Source organism: Acidocella facilis ATCC 35904 (assembly GCF_000687875.1).
In the GTDB taxonomy this organism is placed as follows: domain Bacteria; phylum Pseudomonadota; class Alphaproteobacteria; order Acetobacterales; family Acetobacteraceae; genus Acidocella; species Acidocella facilis.
In genome coordinates this window covers 105,775-122,758 of record NZ_JHYG01000003.1, presented here as the reverse complement: position 1 = coordinate 122,758, position 16,984 = coordinate 105,775, and the positions used below count along the sequence as shown (strand labels likewise).

General features: G+C 66.0%; 19 protein-coding genes. 8 read left to right on the top strand and 11 right to left on the bottom strand.

Translation table 11 applies throughout. From position 1 onward, the window contains the following. Nucleotides 1-8: 8 nt before the first annotated feature. From mrdA to murI, 3 genes are read left to right on the top strand one after another with little or no spacing between them, the layout of a single operon-like run. Nucleotides 9-1,895, top strand: coding sequence for a penicillin-binding protein 2 (gene mrdA / locus T331_RS0105245; RefSeq protein ID WP_026439280.1), 1,887 nt, complete (start codon nucleotides 9-11; stop codon nucleotides 1,893-1,895). Next, nucleotides 1,892-3,052 (top strand): rod shape-determining protein RodA, encoded by a 1,161-nt coding sequence (gene rodA, locus T331_RS0105240; protein WP_081822132.1) that lies wholly within the window; start codon nucleotides 1,892-1,894, stop codon nucleotides 3,050-3,052. Before mrdA ends, rodA begins: the two co-directional genes overlap by 4 nt. Nucleotide 3,053: 1 nt before the next feature. Next, complete coding sequence (murI, locus tag T331_RS0105235; protein WP_026439278.1) at nucleotides 3,054-3,812, top strand: glutamate racemase; 759 nt, start codon at nucleotides 3,054-3,056, stop codon at nucleotides 3,810-3,812. Nucleotides 3,813-4,128: 316 nt separating this feature from the next. On the opposite strand, the gene T331_RS0105230 is transcribed toward murI, so the two are convergent. Genes T331_RS0105230 through T331_RS0105220 form a run of 3 tightly spaced genes read right to left on the bottom strand, consistent with a single transcriptional unit; the run spans nucleotide 4,129 to nucleotide 6,344 of the window. Then, complete coding sequence (locus T331_RS0105230) at nucleotides 4,129-4,614, bottom strand: GNAT family N-acetyltransferase (protein WP_026439277.1); 486 nt, start codon at nucleotides 4,612-4,614, stop codon at nucleotides 4,129-4,131. A gap of 3 nt (nucleotides 4,615-4,617) precedes the next feature. Next, nucleotides 4,618-5,367: a sulfite exporter TauE/SafE family protein gene (locus T331_RS0105225; protein WP_081822131.1), complete on the bottom strand. Its 750-nt coding sequence runs from the start codon at nucleotides 5,365-5,367 to the stop codon at nucleotides 4,618-4,620. Beyond that, nucleotides 5,364-6,344 (bottom strand): adenosine kinase, encoded by a 981-nt coding sequence (locus tag T331_RS0105220; RefSeq protein ID WP_026439275.1) that lies wholly within the window; start codon nucleotides 6,342-6,344, stop codon nucleotides 5,364-5,366. Before T331_RS0105220 ends, T331_RS0105225 begins: the two co-directional genes overlap by 4 nt. 291 nt (nucleotides 6,345-6,635) lie before the next feature. On the opposite strand from T331_RS0105220, the gene T331_RS0105215 reads away from it, so the two are divergent. Then, a complete protein-coding gene (locus T331_RS0105215; protein WP_026439274.1) occupies nucleotides 6,636-7,130 on the top strand; it encodes a bactofilin family protein in 495 nt (164 codons plus the stop codon). Between the two features lie 84 nt (nucleotides 7,131-7,214). On the opposite strand, the gene T331_RS0105210 is transcribed toward T331_RS0105215, so the two are convergent. From T331_RS0105210 to T331_RS0105190, 5 genes are read right to left on the bottom strand one after another with little or no spacing between them, the layout of a single operon-like run. After that, nucleotides 7,215-8,717 (bottom strand): Ppx/GppA family phosphatase, encoded by a 1,503-nt coding sequence (locus tag T331_RS0105210; protein WP_026439273.1) that lies wholly within the window; start codon nucleotides 8,715-8,717, stop codon nucleotides 7,215-7,217. Nucleotides 8,718-8,760: 43 nt separating this feature from the next. Further along, nucleotides 8,761-9,195 carry a GNAT family N-acetyltransferase gene (locus tag T331_RS0105205; protein WP_008494079.1) on the bottom strand — a complete coding sequence of 145 codons (435 nt, stop codon included), beginning with the start codon at nucleotides 9,193-9,195 and terminating at the stop codon, nucleotides 8,761-8,763. Beyond that, entirely contained in the window at nucleotides 9,192-9,833 is a 642-nt protein-coding gene (gene tsaB / locus T331_RS0105200) for a tRNA (adenosine(37)-N6)-threonylcarbamoyltransferase complex dimerization subunit type 1 TsaB (RefSeq protein ID WP_026439272.1), read from the bottom strand. Before tsaB ends, T331_RS0105205 begins: the two co-directional genes overlap by 4 nt. Continuing rightward, nucleotides 9,830-10,414 (bottom strand): malonic semialdehyde reductase, encoded by a 585-nt coding sequence (locus T331_RS0105195; protein ID WP_026439271.1) that lies wholly within the window; start codon nucleotides 10,412-10,414, stop codon nucleotides 9,830-9,832. The genes tsaB and T331_RS0105195 overlap by 4 nt, the downstream gene beginning before the upstream one ends. Before the next feature lie 15 nt (nucleotides 10,415-10,429). Next, nucleotides 10,430-10,984, bottom strand: a complete 555-nt coding sequence (locus T331_RS0105190) for a NifU family protein (protein ID WP_026439270.1) — start codon at nucleotides 10,982-10,984, stop codon at nucleotides 10,430-10,432. A 147-nt stretch (nucleotides 10,985-11,131) separates the two neighbouring features. On the opposite strand from T331_RS0105190, the gene T331_RS0105185 reads away from it, so the two are divergent. The 3 genes from T331_RS0105185 to T331_RS17405 all read left to right on the top strand — a co-directional run bounded on the left by T331_RS0105185 (nucleotide 11,132) and on the right by T331_RS17405 (nucleotide 12,950). Continuing rightward, a complete protein-coding gene (locus tag T331_RS0105185) occupies nucleotides 11,132-11,914 on the top strand; it encodes a DODA-type extradiol aromatic ring-opening family dioxygenase (RefSeq protein WP_008494074.1) in 783 nt (260 codons plus the stop codon). Nucleotides 11,915-12,039: 125 nt separating this feature from the next. Next, on the top strand, nucleotides 12,040-12,441 hold the full coding sequence (locus tag T331_RS0105180) for a hypothetical protein (RefSeq protein ID WP_026439269.1): 402 nt from the start codon (nucleotides 12,040-12,042) through the stop codon (nucleotides 12,439-12,441). A 143-nt stretch (nucleotides 12,442-12,584) separates the two neighbouring features. Next, nucleotides 12,585-12,950: a hypothetical protein gene (locus T331_RS17405; protein WP_008494072.1), complete on the top strand. Its 366-nt coding sequence runs from the start codon at nucleotides 12,585-12,587 to the stop codon at nucleotides 12,948-12,950. Between the two features lie 109 nt (nucleotides 12,951-13,059). Here T331_RS17405 and T331_RS0105170 read toward each other — a convergent pair whose 3' ends face one another. Together T331_RS0105170 and T331_RS0105165 are read right to left on the bottom strand one after the other, a co-directional pair. Further along, on the bottom strand, nucleotides 13,060-13,791 hold the full coding sequence (locus T331_RS0105170) for a hypothetical protein (protein ID WP_026439268.1): 732 nt from the start codon (nucleotides 13,789-13,791) through the stop codon (nucleotides 13,060-13,062). A gap of 113 nt (nucleotides 13,792-13,904) precedes the next feature. Beyond that, nucleotides 13,905-15,395 carry a xylulokinase gene (locus T331_RS0105165; protein ID WP_155992617.1) on the bottom strand — a complete coding sequence of 497 codons (1,491 nt, stop codon included), beginning with the start codon at nucleotides 15,393-15,395 and terminating at the stop codon, nucleotides 13,905-13,907. A gap of 48 nt (nucleotides 15,396-15,443) precedes the next feature. Between T331_RS0105165 and T331_RS17400 the strand changes: the two genes are divergently transcribed. Then, complete coding sequence (locus tag T331_RS17400) at nucleotides 15,444-16,442, top strand: isopenicillin N synthase family dioxygenase (protein ID WP_155992616.1); 999 nt, start codon at nucleotides 15,444-15,446, stop codon at nucleotides 16,440-16,442. A gap of 38 nt (nucleotides 16,443-16,480) precedes the next feature. Here T331_RS17400 and T331_RS19795 read toward each other — a convergent pair whose 3' ends face one another. Beyond that, a complete protein-coding gene (locus T331_RS19795) occupies nucleotides 16,481-16,978 on the bottom strand; it encodes a hypothetical protein (RefSeq protein WP_155992615.1) in 498 nt (165 codons plus the stop codon). Between the last annotated feature and the right edge of the window lie 6 nt (nucleotides 16,979-16,984).

The window sequence follows — 16,984 nt, the reverse complement described above, 5'->3', positions numbered from 1 at the left end:
GAGCGAAGATGCGCCGCCAGGCCAAGAACCGCACCGGCTTCTCCCGCCGCGCCCTGCTGATCGGCGCCGGCCAGGCGGCGATCTTCGCCGCCATCACCACCCGGCTCTATCATCTGCAGGTCTCCGAGCACGGCAAATACGCGCTGATGGCCAAGCAGAACTCCATCTCCGAGCGGCTGGTGGCGCCCGAGCGCGGCATCATCACCGACCGCTTCGGCGCCATCCTCGCCGGCAACCAGCAGCATTGGCGCGCCTTGTTCATGAAGGCGATGGCGCCGGAGCCGGACGTGGTGCTGGAGAATTTCTACCGGCTGGTGCCGCTCTCGGACGAGGAAAAGGCCCGCATTACCCAGGATCTCGCCGACCATCCCGGCTATATCCCGGTGCTGCTGAAGGATTGGCTGGACTGGCCGGACATGGCCGCGATCGAGGTCAACACCCCGAACCTGCCCGGCGTCATCGTCGAGGAAGGGGCCAGCCGCACCTACCCGCTGGGGCCGGTGGCGGCGCATGCGGTGGGCTATGTCGGCCGGCCGAACCAGCAGGAGGCGAAGCAGGATGCGGTGCTGGCGCTGCCGGGCATGCGGGTGGGCCGCACCGGCGCGGAAGATGCCGACGATCTCTCTCTGCGCGGCGATCCCGGCTTCGTGCAGACTGAAACCAACGTGCATGGCGAGGTGATGCGCGTGGTGGCGCAGGATGCCGGCACCCCGGGCCAGACCGTGGCGCTGGGCATGGATGCCGGGCTGCAGCAGCTGGCGGTGCAGAGCCTGGGGGCGCAGACCGGCGCGGTGGTGATGATGGATGCGACCAATGGCGAGATCCTCGCCATGGCCAGCACCCCCTCCTTCGATCCGTCCTTGTTCGACAAAGGCGTGCCCAGCGATGTCTGGAAAGGCTGGATGGAGGACCCGAAACACCCGCTGCTCAACAAGGCGACGGCGGGGCTGTTCGCGCCCGGCTCCACCTTCAAGCCCACCGTGGCGCTGGCGGCGCTGAAATGCGGCGCCCTCACCCCGACCACCATCCATAACTGCCCCGGCTTCCTCAAGCTCGGCGACCATATCTTCTGGTGCGACAATCACGATGCCCATGGCAACATCAATGTCGTCTCCGCGCTGAAGGTCAGCTGCGACGTGTTTTTCTATAAAACCGCGCTGGATACCGGCATCGACAGGATCGCCGCGATGGCGACGATCATGGGCCAGGGCGTGGATCTCAATTCGGACATCCCCCACACCCAGGCCGGGCTGGTGCCGACTTTGGAATGGGCGCGCCGGCACGGCATCCATTGGGCCCAGGGCAATACCGTCGTGCAGGGCATCGGCCAGGGCTACACCCAGCTCACCCCGATGGCGCAGGCGACGATGATCGCCCGCCTCGCCTCCGGCCTCGCCGTCACCCCGCATCTCACCCGGCGGATCGGCGGCACGCTGCAGCCGGACTCGCTGCCCGGCGGCGCGGCGCCCCTGGATGTCGATCCCGCGCATCTGGCGGTGGTCCGCCAGGGGCTGTTCGAGGTGGTGAACGACCCCGCCGGCACCGGCTATGGCGCACGCCTGACCATCCCCAACGTGCAGATGGCCGGCAAAACCGGCACAGCCCAGGTGCACAACAACACCGCCGCCGAAAAAGCCAAAAACTTCAATGATATGACCATGGCCTGGGAGCAGCGCCCGAATGCCTGGTTCGTCGCCTACGCGCCCGCCGACGCGCCGCGCTACGCCATCGCGGTGCTGATCGAGCACGGCAATTACGGCGCCCAGACCGCCGCCCCGATCGCCCATGACCTGATGACCTACGCCCTCCTGCACGACCCGGCCGGGCGCGACACCCCGCTCGCCAACCCGCCGCCGGAACCCCCGCCGACCGTACCGACCGGACTCAAAGCGTGATCGAACATGCCAGCCTGAGCTATCGCCGCCCCTTCCGGGAGCGCTCCTTCGGCCTCGCCCGCAAGCTGATGCGGGTGAACTGGCTGTTCGTGCTATGCGTCTGCGCGCTGGCGGGGGTGGGCTATGCGGCGCTCTATTCCGCCGCCGGCGGCTCGCCGCAGCCTTACGCGCAAAGCCAGCTGATCCGCTTCTGCGGGGCGCTGGTGCTGATGATCTGCATCGCCATGGTGGACATCCGCTTCATCGCCAAGCTCTCCTGGCCGGCCTGGATTTTCGGCATATTGCTGCTGATCGCGGTGATGAAATTCGGCCATGTCGGGCTGGGCGCGAAACGCTGGATGACCGTGGGCGGCGTGGAAGTGCAGCCCTCGGAACTGATGAAGCTGTTTCTGGCGATGGCGCTCGGGCATTATTTCAAGCGCGCCACACCCGAGCAGACCGGCAATCTGCTGTTCGTGATGCCCGCCATCCTGGCGATTCTGGTGCCGATGGGGCTGATCCTGAAAGAGCCCAATCTCGGCACCGCCGTCATCACCGGCACCATCGGCGCCACGGTGATGCTGGGGGCGGGGGTGCGCTGGTGGTGGTTCGCGCTGGTGGTGGTGGTGATCGCCGTGTCCGCGCCGGTGATCTATCACCATCTGCACGCCTATCAGAAAGCCCGGATCGACATCTTCCTCAATCCCGGCTCCGACCCGCTGGGGGCGGGCTACAACATCATCCAGAGCAAGATCGCGCTCGGCTCCGGCGGGTTTTTCGGCCAGGGCTATCTGCACGGCACCCAGAACCAGCTCAACTTCCTGCCCGAGAAACAGACGGATTTCGTCTTCACCATCGTCGCCGAGGAATTCGGCTTCTTCGGCTCGGTCGCGGTGCTGGGGCTGCTGATGATGATCGTGGCGCTGGCCTATTACACCGCCTTGTCCTGCTCGCATGTCTATGGCCGGCTGGTGGCGCTGGGCATCGCCACCAATTTCTTCCTCTATTGCTTCGTCAATCTCTCGATGGTGATGGGGCTGATCCCGGTGGGCGGGGTGCCGCTGCCGCTGATCTCCTATGGCGGCTCGGCGCTGACCGCGGTGATGCTGGGCTTTGGCGTGCTGATGTCGATCCATGTGCACCGCGACGTGGAATTTGCCGAGCCGGGGGATTTCTGAGATGGCGCTTTTGGTGTTCGATTCCGGCATCGGCGGCTTGGGCGTGGTGGCGGCGCTGAACCAGCTTGCCCCGGATCTGCCGCTCACCTACCTGGCCGATACCGGCTTCTTCCCTTACGGCGAAAAGCCGGACGAGATCCTGCTGCCGCATCTGATCGCTTTGCTCGGCGAGGCGATCGCCCGGCAGCGCCCGGAAGCGGTGGTGGTGGCCTGCAACACCGCCTCCACCATCGCGCTGACCGCCTTGCGCGAAGCCTTCCCGCTGCCCTTCATCGGCTGCGTGCCGCCGATCAAACCCGCCGCGAGCGCCTCCGCCAGCCGCACCATCGGCGTGCTGGCGACCAAGGCGACGGTGCGCCGGCCTTATCTGAACGGGCTGATCGAAAAATTCGCCCCGGATTGCCGGGTGCTCTCGCTCGGCACGCCGGATCTGGCGGAGCTGGCGGAGGAGAAGTTTCGCGGCGCGACGGTGGATATCGCCCCCGCCGTGGCCCCGCTCTTCGCGCAAGCCGGCGGCGCGGCGATCGACGCGGTCGCCCTGGGCTGCACCCATTACACCTTCCTGCTGCCGGAATTCCTGGCGCTGCGGCCAGACATCTCCTGGCACGACCCGGCAATGCCGGTGGCCAAGCAGAGTTTGCGCATCGCCGAGACCTTGGCGATCAGCGCCGCCCCGCGCACCATACGCTTTACCGGCGCGCCGGTGGCGACGCCCTTGGTGGCGCCGTTCGGGCTGGAGCCGGCGCCGGGAGCAACATGATCCTGACTGGACTCAGTCAGGATCATGTTGCTCGCCAAAACAAAAGAGGCTGTCCCAGATCTTCATTCATCTGGCCATTATGTCGATCCCGAGTCTCTTCGCCTTTTGCCCGCGGCGTCAAGGGGTTTACTCGCCTTCGGCGACGCGCGGCGAAGCCGCGCGCCCTTGACGCCACGGGCAAAGGGCGAAACCCTGCAATGATCGAAATAATGCTGATCCCTCAAGGCGTTGAAGGATTAGGCCTGAAAGTTATCTGGGACAGCCACAGACAAAAAGCTGGAGCGCGCTGACCGGTTACGATCAGACTGAAAGCGCGCTAGCTCAGCCTGAGCTGATAGAACAACGTATCCACCGCCATGCGCGGATAGGCCGGCGGCAGATCCGCCTTCGCCACCGCCACAAACCCGTTCCTCTCATAAAACCGGCAAGCGGCGCGCAGGATTTCCACCGTACCGAGGGTAATCTCCACAATCCCCTGCCCGCGCGCCTGCGCCAGCAGCGTCTCCAGCAGCGCCTGCCCCACACCATGGGCGCGCCCGCGCCAGGGGGCGGCGACGAACATTTTGCGCAGCGCCGCCTGCGCCGTGCCGAAGCGGATCAGCGCGATGCTGCCGATGATCCGCCCTTCCGCTTCCGCCACCCAGAACCCGCCCTGGCGCTGGTAGAAATTCTCGATATCCAGCAGGTCCGGCTGGTCCTGCAGCGTCACCGGGACGCCGAACTCGCCCTGCTGGATGGGGATGATGAGATCGACCACGCCTTGCGTATCGGCAGGCCGGAAGGGACGAAGCTGGTAGCTCAAATCTCAGGCTTTCAAAAACATGCCGATGGTCAGCGCGATCCCGATCAGGCTGACGACAACCCGCAGAACCTTCTCCGGCACATGCCGCAAAATCAGCACGCCGACCTGCCCGCCAATGATCGCGGTGACCGCCAGCACCCCGACCAGCAGCCAGTTCTGCTTGCTCTCGACCAGAAAAATCACCACCGCGGCGACATTCACCACCCCGGCCAGCACATTCTTGGTCGCTCCGGCATGGCGCACCGCGAGCCCGACGGCGGTGAGCGCCGCCATCATCAAAATCCCGATGCCGCCGCCGAAATAGCCGCCATAGATGGCGATGATGAACTGCATCACCACGCCCATGCGCGGGGAGATCGGCGGCGCCTCATCCTCGCTTCGCGGCTTGCGGAAAAAACTGCCCCAGATGAAGACGAAGGTGGCGAAGGCGATCAGCCAGGGCACCAGATGGGTGAACACCGAAACCGGGGTGGCCAGCAGCAGAATTGCGCCGATCGCCCCGCCGATGACGGAGACGGTGAACAGGGTCCGCAGCGAAAGCCCCGCCGCCCCCCCGGCCATGTGCCGTCCGGTCCAGCCGGTGGTGGCCTGGCCGGGGAAGAGCGCGATGGTGGAGGTGATGTTCGCCGCGCGCGGGTCCAGCCCGGCGAAGAGCAAAGCCGGGAAGGTCAGGAAGGAGCCGCCGCCCGCCACCGCGTTCTGCGCCCCGGCGAGAAACCCCGCCAGGGCCAGCACCAGCAGCTGCCAGCTCAACCGAGCAGCGCCCGCAGCTCATGCGCCGGCGGGCGGGCGCCGATGCGCGCAATCGCCAGCGCCGCCGCCTTGGTGCCGAGCTTGCCGGCCGCTTCCAGCCCCTCGCCGCGCGTATAGGCGGTGAGGAAGCCGGCGGCATAGGCATCGCCCGCCCCGGTGCTGTCCACCAGCGCCACCTCCTCGGCCGGGATCAACACGCTCTCCTCGCCCCGCAGGATCAGGCTGCCCTGCTCGCTGCGGGTCAGCACCGCGATCTTAACATCCAGCGCCGCCCTGGTCGCGGCTTCCTCGAAGCTGTTCACCTCATAGAGGCTGCAAATCTCGGTCTCGTTGGCGAAGAGAATATCCACCCCCTCGGCGATCAGCCGCTTGAAGCCCTCGCGATGGCGATCCACGCAGAACGCGTCGGAGAGCGACAGCGCCACCTCCTGCCCCGCCGCGCGGGCCATGCGCGCCGCCTCGATGAAGGCGCTCTGCGCCGCCGGCGGATCGAACAGATAGCCTTCCAGATAGGTGACCTTGGAGGCGGCGATGATGGTCTCGTCGATGTCATGCAGCGCGAACTCGCCGCCGGCGCCGAGATAGGTGTTCATCGTGCGCTGGCCATCCGGCGTCACCAGAATCAGGCAGCGCGCGGTGGGAACCGGCGCCTCCAGCGCCGGGGTGGCGTAATGCACCCCGACACCGGCGATCTCGCGGCGAAACACCTCGCCCATCTCATCCTTCGCCACCTTGCCGAGAAACGCCACCCGGGCCCCCAGCGCCGCCGCCACCGCGCAGCTATTCGCCGCCGAGCCGCCGGACGCCGTGTGCCCGCCCTGCATCGCACCGGTCAGCCTGGTGGCGGTATCCGCGTCGATCAACGACATCGCGCCCTTTGGCATGTCGTGGCGTTTTAAAAATTCTTCATCAGTTTGTAGGAGAAAATCGACGATGGCATTCCCGATGCCGGTGATATCGAATTGTGACACGGCCATTCGGCAAGCCCCCCAGACATTCGCAACAGATTACAGCGCGGACGGGTTAGCATCGCCACACCGCAGCGGCAAATGAGCAAAGCTGTTGTTCGCCTTTAACGCGCATGCTAGCCCGGCATTATCGCGACGAGCCAGCACGGAGGATTTGTGTTCAACAAGCGCAAAATGGAAGAGCCAAAACCGCTTAACCCCGCGCCGACGGTGGAAGAGGAACCCTCCTCGATCTTTCCCCCGGATGAAGACACCTCCCCGGCCAGCAGTTTCATTCCCCCCAGCTTCAAGGAGTCTCCCATGGCCCGCTCACCTTTCGCGCCGCCGCCGGTCCCCGCCACCCCGTCCACCCCGTCCGGCATGCCGGCCGCCGCCCCGCGCCCGCTGATGGGTAGCCCCAGCCGTGAGGTCGCCGAGCGCCGCACCCTGGTCGTTGGCCGTGGCATTTCCGTGCAGGGCACGGTGCAGGATGCCGAGCGGCTGGTGGTTGAAGGCACGGTCGAAGCCACGATGATCAACGCCAATGAACTCTCCATCGCCCCGGGCGGTGTGTTCAAGGGCGAGGTCGAGGTGGACGACGCCGAAGTCGCCGGCACCATCGATGGCACGCTGGTCGCCCGCGCCACGCTGATCGTGCGCGCCACCGGCCGGGTGCTGGGCACCGCCCGCTGCCGCCGTTTGCAGGTTGAGGATGGCGGCCAGATCACCGGCCGCATCGAGATGCTGAGCGATAATGGCGGGCCGAGCCTCGGCTCTTCCAGCCATGGCAGCCCGGCCCTCGCCTCCGAGCCGTAAGGTCGGCGTATCTGGGGGCGTTCTTGCGAACCCCCCAGCGTTTTTCGCAGCTTTTTGAAAAAAGCTGCACCAAAAACTTTTGCTCTATTGAATAACGGTATCCGCTTCGCGGCCCAGCAGCAGCGCCAGCCGCTCCAGCCGCCTTAGCACCGCCTCTCCGGCAAACACCCCGTTCGCCGCCGCCAGGCTCAGCATCAGCCGGCCCGGCGTCAGCTCCAGCCCGGTGCCCGCCAGCAGATGCGGCGTGCCCGCCGAGAGCGTGTAAGCCAGGCGCAACGCCGTCCCCAGCGTCTCCGCCCGTTGCGCCGCCCCCATATCCAGCAATGCCCGCGCCGGGGCCAGGAAGCCCGCTTCCGGCGGCGCCTCGTAACGCACCGCCGTCGCCAGCGCCAGAAAGGCGCGGGCATGGTGGTCCAGGCTCATCCCGGCCTGGCGCAGCACCCGCATGAAGGCCTGCTCGGCGCGATATTCCGGGTGCTCGTGGCTGCCAATGTCCGAAAGCCAGCACGCCGCCTCGCGCAGCCGCTTCTGCGCCGGGGTCTCGTCCGGGAACAAAGGCTGGGTCCAGATCACCAGCGCCTTGGGCAGATTCACATCCCGGATCATGCCCCGCACCAGATCCCGCGAGGCCGCCAGCAGCGGGTCCTCGGCGCGGATCTGCGCCGGCAGCAGCCGGGAGAACCAGCCCTCGCGCAGCCCATTGGCGGAAAACACCACCCGCGCCGCGCCGGTTGCGCGCAGCAGCCGGCGCAAAATCACCGCCGCATAGGGCAGATCCTCGATGCGCCGGCGCGGCACCCCGGGCATGCGCTCGATCAGCTTGCGCCCGCCCTCGCTCACCACCCCGGCCAGATCCCGCGCCTCGTCCCGGTTGATGGTGTAATGATGTACGATATTCAGCGGATAGCCGGTCTGGGCGATGTGAATCCGCGCCAGCGCCCGGAAGGCGCCGCCGGAGAGGAACAGATCCTTCCCCGCCGCCTCGGCGGTGAAGGGCACGCTCTGCAGCGCCTCGATCATCACCGCCCGCGCCCGGCCGATATCCTCGCCCGCCCGCTCCGCCAGCCGGATCACGCCCACCGGCAGCGTCGCCGCCTCGCCCACCTGCCCGGCCTGCAGCCGGATCAGCTCCAGCGAGCCGCCGCCCAGATCCGCCAGAATCCCATCCGCGCCGGGAATGCCGCAGAGCACGCCCTCGGCCGAAAGCGCCGCCTCCTGCTCGCCGGAGAGCACGGAAATCCGCAGATCCGGCAGGCGCTTCATCACCGCCTGCACGAAATCGCGGCCATTCTCGGCATCGCGCACCGCCGAGGTGGCCAGCACCTCCACCGGGCTTGCCCCCATCGCGCGGGCGATGGCGGCGTAGCGGTGCAGCACCGTCTCCGCCTGCGCCAGCGCCTCATCCTTCAGCCGCCCGGTGCTGGTCATGCCCTTGGCCAGCCGCAGCACCGCGCGCTCGTTGAAAATCTGCAGCGGGTTGCGCAGCTCGCCCTCATAGACCACCAGCCGCACCGAGTTGGAGCCGAGATCCACCACTGCCCGCCGGAAGGGCGCGGCATTCTGCTCGGATCGGCTCATCTGGTCCATGGATCACTCTCCCTCAACGCGGCGGCGGGACAAAGATAAGCTTTCATGACTGCCCGCCCGGCTCGTCACGCCGCATCATCAACGCATCCCCACCAGTCTCATAATAGGCCCGGCGGCGCCCGCTTTCCACAAAGCCGAACCCGGCATAGAGCGCGATGGCGGCCTCATTCTCCACCGCCACCTCCAGAAACAAGGTGGCGACACCCAGGGCCCGCAACCGCGCCAGCCCCTCCGCCAGCAAGGCCCGGCCGATGCCCTGGCGCTTGCGCGCGGCGCCGATGGTGATGATCTCCGCCTCATCCAGCACCTGGCGGATCAGCAGCAGCCCGCCTGCCTCATGCAGCAGCGCCAGCATCCCCGGCTGCGGCAGCAGCGCGGCAAAGGCCGCCTCGTCCCACGGGTCATGCGCGAAGGCCTGGGCGTGCAGCGCCGCCATGATCGCGGCCTGGGCCGGTCCGGCTTGGAAGATGGCGCTCATAGCGGGGCCGGGCGCAACCCGGCGGCCGGCAGCTTGGCCTCCGGCGGATCGACATAAAGCGGCAAGGCGGGGGCCGGCGCCTGCCCCGCCGCGCGCTGCGCCAAAGCCGCGCGGCCCACCCATTCGGCCTCCAGCAGCCGCAGCTCGGTCAGCACCACATCCGCCCCGCGCGCGGCCAGGATGGCGGCGGCCAAAGGCGCCTCCGGCCCGCCAAGGGCGACCGGCTGGTCCGGGCTGGGAAGCTCATCATCCGCGCAAGCCAGCGCCTGCCCGTCGCGCAGCAGAAACAGCCGCCCGCGCCGGGCGCGAATCGCAATCCATAAAGCCCGGCGCAAATCCGGCGCGCCTTGCGCATAAGCCTGCGCCGCGCCGATGCCCCAGAGCCTCGCCCCGCGCCCCGCCGCAAAGCCCTGCGCCAGCGCGATGGAGGTGCGCAAGCCTGTAAAGCTGCCCGGCCCGGTGCAAATGGCGATGTCCGTTATCTCCTGGCCCGCCGCCGCCTCCTGCAGCAGCAGCGGCAGCGTCTCGATCAGGCCGGGTTTCAGCGGCGCGCTCCAGCGCGCCTGCACCGCCCCGTCCGGCGCCAGCCGCGCCAGCACGGCGCGCGGGCCGGACGCGTCAAGCGCGATCAGACTCACGCGAAATCAGCCGCCTCGCCAAAGCCCAGGCGCGGCCGGCGCGCTGGCAGCTCTTCCCCGGCTGGATGGCCCAGATTGATCAGGAAATTCGACTTCCAGCCATTTTCATTGAAAAACACCCGGTCCAGCTTGGTGCGGTCAAAGCCGGACATCGCCCCGGTGGCAAAGCCCATGGCGCGCGCCGCCAGCAGGACATACGCCCCCTGCATCGAGGAATTGCGCATCGCGGTCTCTTCCGCCAGGTCCGGATTGCCGGAGAACCAGGGCTTCACATCCGCCTCCGGGTAAAGCTCGGGCAGCTTGAGATAAAAATGCGGGTCGAACGCCACCACCACCGTCACCGGGGCGGCCATCACCGGCTCGATATTCCCGCCCGACAAGCAAGGGCGCAGCTTCTCCTTGCCCTCCGGCGTGCGCACGAACAGGAACCGCGCCGGCGAGCAATTCGCCGAGGTCGGCCCCCATTTCGCCAGATCATAGAGCGCTTTCAGCGACTCGTCGGAGACCGGCTCGGCGCTGAAGGATGAATGGGTGCGCGCGTTGGTAAACAGCGCCGCCAGCGCCGCGTCATCCAGAGCCATTGTGCCTCCTTAAGGTTACGCCGCCTGTGTAACCGAGGTCACTTCCGGAATATAGTGCTTGAGCATGTTCTCGATGCCATGCTTCAGCGTCGCGGTGGAGGAGGGGCAGCCGGCGCAGGCCCCCTGCATCTTCAGGCTGACCACCCCATCCCGGTAGCCGCGGAAGATGATATCCCCGCCATCGCCGGCCACCGCCGGGCGGATGCGGCTATCCAGCAGCTCCTTGATCTGATCGACGATCTCCTGATCCGCCGGGTCCACATCCTCATCCTCCAGCGCGATGCCCTCGCGCAGGATCGGCCTGCCCGCCATCAGATGTTCCATCAGCAGCCCCAGCACCTGCGGCTTCAGCGCCTGCCATGCGGTGGCGTCATCCTTGGTGACGGCGACGAAATCCCCGCCCAGGAACACCCGCGCCACACCGTTCAGCCCGAACAGGGCCTCGGCCAGCGGCGAGATCAAGGCCGCGTCGGCATCCGCGAAATCCGCCGTCTTGTCGCCCAGAATGCTCTGGCCGGGCAGGAATTTCAGCGTCGCCGGGTTGGGGGTGCCTTCGGTTTCGATAAACATTGCAATCCTCCGTCCGCAAAGCGGACTGGTCTGGTCCTGATACTGGCTCGTAGATTGTCCTTTTCAGCGCCCGTGGCAAGCAGGGAATGGAGGGACAGCCTTGCAAAGCGCTTGCCCCAGAGGCGCTTTCATGTCCAGTCTAGGCCCATGCTCCCGGCTTTGTTCATCAGCCATGGCTCGCCCATGACGATCCTTGAAGACACCCCCGCCCGGCATTTCCTGGCGGGTCTCGGCGCGCTATTGCCTCGCCCGCGCGCCATCCTCGCAATCTCCGCCCATTGGGAGACCGACATTCCCGCGGTGAGCAACCCGCCGGCGAATGAAACCATCCATGATTTCTACGGCTTCCCGCCCGCCCTGTACGCCCAGCATTACAACCCGCCGGTGGCGCATGAGCTGGCCGGGCGGGTCGCCCAGCTGCTGGAGAAAGCCGGGCAGACCTGCGGGGTGGATGGCCAGCGCGGGCTGGACCATGGCGCCTGGGTGCCACTGAAACTCGCCTATCCGGGCGAGGACATCCCGGTGATCCAGCTTTCGGTACAAACCCAGGCCGGCACCACCCATCACGTCGCCCTCGGCGAGGCGCTGCGCCCCCTGCGCGAGGAGGGCGTGCTGATCTTCGCCTCCGGCACCTTCACCCATGATCTGCGCCGCTTCCGCCATGGCCGCCCGGCCCAGGACGCGCCGGAAACTCCGGACGTCGCCGAATTCGCCGCCTGGATGGATGCAAGGATCGTCGCCGGGGATATTCCCGCTTTGTGCGATTACCGCCGCCTCGCCCCTTACGCCGCCGCCGAACACCCGACGGAGGAGCATCTGCTGCCGCTGCATGTCGCCCTCGGCGCTGGCGGGCCGAATCTCGCCCCCACCCGGCTGCACAGCTCGGTGGAATATGGCTTCATGCGCATGGATGCCTACGCCTTCGCCTGAGGTTTTCTTAAGGATTTTTCATCAAATTGAACGTCAGTGCCATGATCTCGGCTTGATTCCGGCTGGAAATCGCCATCCCGACCAATGATCTTACACTCCTGATTTCAACATCAAGGAGTCGTCAGATGAATGGCAAAACAGCCGGCCTGGCCGGCGCGCTGGCCGGAATGGCCGCACTGGGCAGTGCCGGCGCCGCCGAGGCGGCGAACGCCATGCAGGTGAAGTCCTATGCTGAACTGTTGACGCCCGTGCCCAACCCGGTTGCGGCGCTGCAGGCGAGCAACCAGGAGATGGCGACGCGCAACCAGGCGCCGCCCGCCGGGGTGACGCGCATCGATTGGCATGACCATTACCACCATCACCACCATGCGCATTACCCGCCGCCCTGGGCCTATCACCATCACCACCACGCCTATTATTATCCGCCGCCGCCCCCGCCGCCTGTGTATTACCACCATCACCACCATCATCATCACAGCGGGGTGTTTTTCGGGGCGCCGGGCTTCGGCGTGGTGATCGGCAACTGACCAGCCCCGCCCGGCCGCCGGGTTTGCGGTTTATTCATGAAGCAGCGCCGTATCATTCATCTTTCAGGATGCGGTGACGCCTTCAAATTCCCCGCCCGGCTGCCGACGTTACAATCAAGACTTTCTCTTCACAGGAGATTCTGATGGATACGAAAAAAGCCGGCCTGCTCGGCGCCCTTGCCGGCGCCACGGCGCTTGGCGCTGGCGGCGCGGCCCAGGCCGCGAATGCGATGCAGGTGAATTCCTATGCCGATCTGTTGCAGCCGGTGGCCAACCCGGTCGCGGCGCTGCGGGAGAGCAACGCGGCGCTGGCGCAAAACCGGGATGCCGTGACGCGCATCGACTGGCACGATAACTACCATCACCATCATCACGCGCATTACCACCATCACCGGCCGCCGCCGCCCCCGCCCCCGCGCTATGATCACCATCATCACCACCATCATCACCAGGGTGGCGCGGTGCTCCTCTCCCCCGCGCCCGGCGTAGGCGTGGTGATCCGGAACTAGAGCAACATCCGATCAAACGGACTCGTTTGATCGGATAAAGCTGCGCGCTCAAACAAAACTTAGACCAGCGGAACGGGGGGCTTTACCAAAATAAAGCCCCCGTCTCATTTCAATCCCCGGCCGCCTTATCGCGCGCCCGCGCCGCGCCCAGAATCCGCCGATAGGTGCCATCGAACACCGTATGCGTCGCGGAGACCCAGCGTGTATCCTGCCCCAGCGTCTCGCGGCTGGCATGAATCCGGCGGGACTGCACCTCCCGCTCCGCCGCCTCTTCCTCGCCCATCGGCTCCAGCGCGAAATCCGGCTCCGCCGGGACGATGCAGAGCTGCATGAACGGCTCGCCCGGCCGGAAGACATGCACCAGGCCTTTCGGCGGCGCCTTGAACACCACGAAATTGATCATCGGCCACCAGGAGGTGCGCAACAAGGCCGGCACCGCCAGCGGCACGTCATCGGCGGGGCTGAGATAATAGCGCGGATGCGGCTCGGCGCGCACCGCCATGCCCTCGGGCACTTTCAAATCCAGCAGCAATTGCAGCGTATAGAACCCTTCGCCGAAGCTGCGGAAGGGCGGCCATTGCAGGCCAGGGGTGGGCGGCGGGCCGAAATCCCCCTCGAACTGGAAGGCCCCATTCTCATGGCGCACGCACAGCTCGGTCTCGTAAGGGTAGAAAAGCTCCACCCCATATTGCGCGCCTTCCACGAAAGGCAGGCAATGCCAGCCCTGCTCATGCGCGCCATCCTGGCGCGGTACTTTCTCCCCGCCCCAGCCCGGCACCTCGACGCGCGTGCGCCGCGGCGCCAGACGCGGCTGGTAATAGCGGTATTTGACGATGTTCACGCAACCCTCCGAAAAACCAAGACAAAACCATGGCACAGCAAACCGCCTGATGATGGCGCGATTGCGGCCGCCGCGCTGGCCCCTGTCATGAAATAACCGTCACCGGCCCGCCCCTACCCTTGGGTGAGCGCGTGCAGCCGGTGATTGATGCCGGCCAGCGCCGCCTGCGCCTCCTTATACAGCCCGAAAAGCTGGTCGTAGAAAGCGCTGGCCTCCTGGTTCGGCACCGTCACATCCCGCAGCCGCACCGCGCGGGCCACCGCCTCCTGCGGGCTGGCGAACAGCCCCACCCCGACGCCGGCCAGCAGCGCCGCCCCGAACGAGGCATCGCCCGCCTCAGTCCGCTCGATCACCAGCCCGGTGACATCGGCGATGATCTGCCGCCAGCAGGCACTCCGCGCCCCGCCCCCCATCAGCCGGATGGTGGAAAAATCCAGCCCCAGATCCCGCGCCGCGCCCAACAGATCGCGGATGGAAAAGGCGATGCCCTCATATACCGCCCGGGCGAAATGCGGCTTGCCATGCGCCATCGTCATGCCGATGAAATCCGCCCGCAGCAGCGGGTCCCAGTAAGGCGCGCGCTCGCCCTGCAGATAAGGGTGGAACAGCAGCCCCCCGGCCCCGCGCGGCGCGGCGCTGGCCAGCGCATCCATCGCCGCGAACCCGCCTTGCTCAAACATCAGATCCCGGACCCAGCGATGCGCGGAGGCGCAGCTATTGGTCCCCGTCGCGGTATAATAAAGCCCTGGCAGGATATGCGGATAACAGGAAATCGGCGGATGCACCGCCTTGCCCTGGGTGGCCAGAAACAGCACCCCGGCCGTGGCCAGCTTCACCCCGCCAATGCCGGGCGCATTGCCGCCGACGCCGAAAAACTCCACCGTCGTATCATTGGAGCCGCAAATCACCTTCGTGCCGGGCTTCAGCCCGGTGCGCGCCGCCGCCGCCGCGGTGACACCCCCCACCACCTGTTCCGCCGGGACGATCGGCGGCAGAATGGCCATATCCAGCCCGATCAGCCCGGCCAGCTCTGGCGACCAGTTTTTCGTCTCATCATCCGCCAGCAGCGCCCCCACCGCGTCGGAATAATCCGTCTCCCAGCCGCCGGTCAGGCAATGGCGCAGGAAATCCTTGGCCAGATAAAGCCGCTTCGCCTGGCGCATCACCTCCGGCTCATGCTCGAACAGCCAGGCCAGCATCGCCAGCGTCCAGGTCGGGTTCACCCGGTTCAGCGAGGTGGCGATAATCCGCGCCCCGGCTTTTTCGTGCAGGGCGGCGGCCTGGGCGGCGGCGCGCTGGTCGCTCCACATGATCGCCGGGCGCAGCACCGCACCGGCCGCATCCGTCAGCACCGGAATATGCGCCCCGGCGGAGATGCCGATGCCGGCGATCTCCCCCGGATCGATCCCCGCCACCACCGCGCGCACCGCCTGGCACAGAGCCGCCACCCATTCCCCCGGGTCCTGCTCCGCCCAGCCGAAATGCCTGATCTGCGTGGTGACCGGCGCCGCCGCCTCGGCGACGATGCCGCCCTCCGGCGAAATCAGGCTCGCCTTCAGGCTGCCCGCCCCCAGATCGATGCCCAGCAAATATGAATCCGGCATGGCGATGGCTCCTGGAAACAAAACGCTTCCAGGTTTAGCATCCCCCCCATGCCCGAGACCATAGAGCTTGCCCCCGGCCTGGCCCCCGCCCATCTGGATGCGATCCCGGTGATCGACATCGCCCCGCTGCTGCACGGGGATTTCTCCCCCGCCGCGCAGATCGGCCGCGCCTGCCGCGAGATCGGATTTTTCTACATCAAGAATCACGGCATCGCGCAGAGCGAGATCGACGCGGTCTATGCCCAGGCCAAGCGGTTTTTCGATCTGCCGGTGGCGGAGAAGGAAAAATCCGCCATCGAAAAATCCACCTGCCATCGCGGCTGGTTTCGCCTCGGCGGCGAAAATCTCGACCCCGCCAAACAGGCGCAAGGCGATTTCAAGGAAGGCTTCAAGATCGGCCGGGATCTGCCCCCGGACCATGAGCGGGTAAAGGCCGGGCTGCCGCTGCACGGGCCGGATGTCTGGCCGAATCTGCCGGGCTGGCAGAGCGTGATGCAGGGCTATTACGACAAGATGGTCGATCTCGGCGCCTTATTGCTCAGCGCCTTCGCCGTCTCGCTCGGGCTCAAGCCGGATTATTTCTCCCCCTGGCTCGGCATCACCATGACCACTTTGGGCCCGCTGCATTACCCGCCACAGACAGGCCGCATCACCGAGGCGCAATTGGGCGCCGGCGCGCACACGGATTTCGGCTGCCTCACGCTGCTGCACCAGGATAATGCCGGCGGGCTGCAGGTGCAGGGGCTGGACGGCACCTGGCTCGACGCCCCGCCCATCCCCGGCAGCTTCGTGGTGAATATCGGCGACATGATGGAACGCTGGACCAACGGCGTCTTCCGCTCCACCCCGCACCGGGTCATCAATATCTCCGGCCAGGAGCGCTACTCTTTGCCGTTTTTCTTCGACCCGGATTTCTACGCCCCGGTGGAATGTCTGCCGACCTGCCTGCAACCAGGCGAGACACCGAAATTCCCCCCGACCACGGCGGGGCAGCATCTGCTGGATATGATCAATGCGAGTTTTAAGTATCATCAGGACAAGGCTTGAAATTTCGTAGCGGCGGCGACATGCACCTAAAATGTCGGTTACGGTGAGCTTTTCCTGGTTACTACCAGGCCATCTTTCGTGATTTTTGCAATCTCGAAATTTTCCGTGCTCGCGGGTGTTTGGTCCAGCATTTTTTCTCGGTCTCCGGCGTATTCGGGAGAGGTGACCACTACAGCAGACGCGGAATTGGTAATCTTAGGTGTCAGGCAAGTACCGAAAGGTTTGGTCACCTGCATGCCCGATGAAAATATCAGCCCGACGAACTGAGACGGACAGATCGTCCCTGGGGAAAAAGATATTAGCGCAACAGTTGCACCATTCAATTTGTAAACGCCGGCGAAAGAAGAAAATACGGGTTGATCGATTTTCCATGCTTGTTTGCCGTTAACTAAAATCGAAAATGACACACCGTCATCTAGTTGTAACTCAACTGTACGGCCCGCAATAACTTTCTTGTCGACTGTTTCCACTTGGGCGAAAACGATGCCTGGCAGAAGAGCGAACCCCGCAACCAAAAAAAGTAAGGAATGGTTCATATCTTG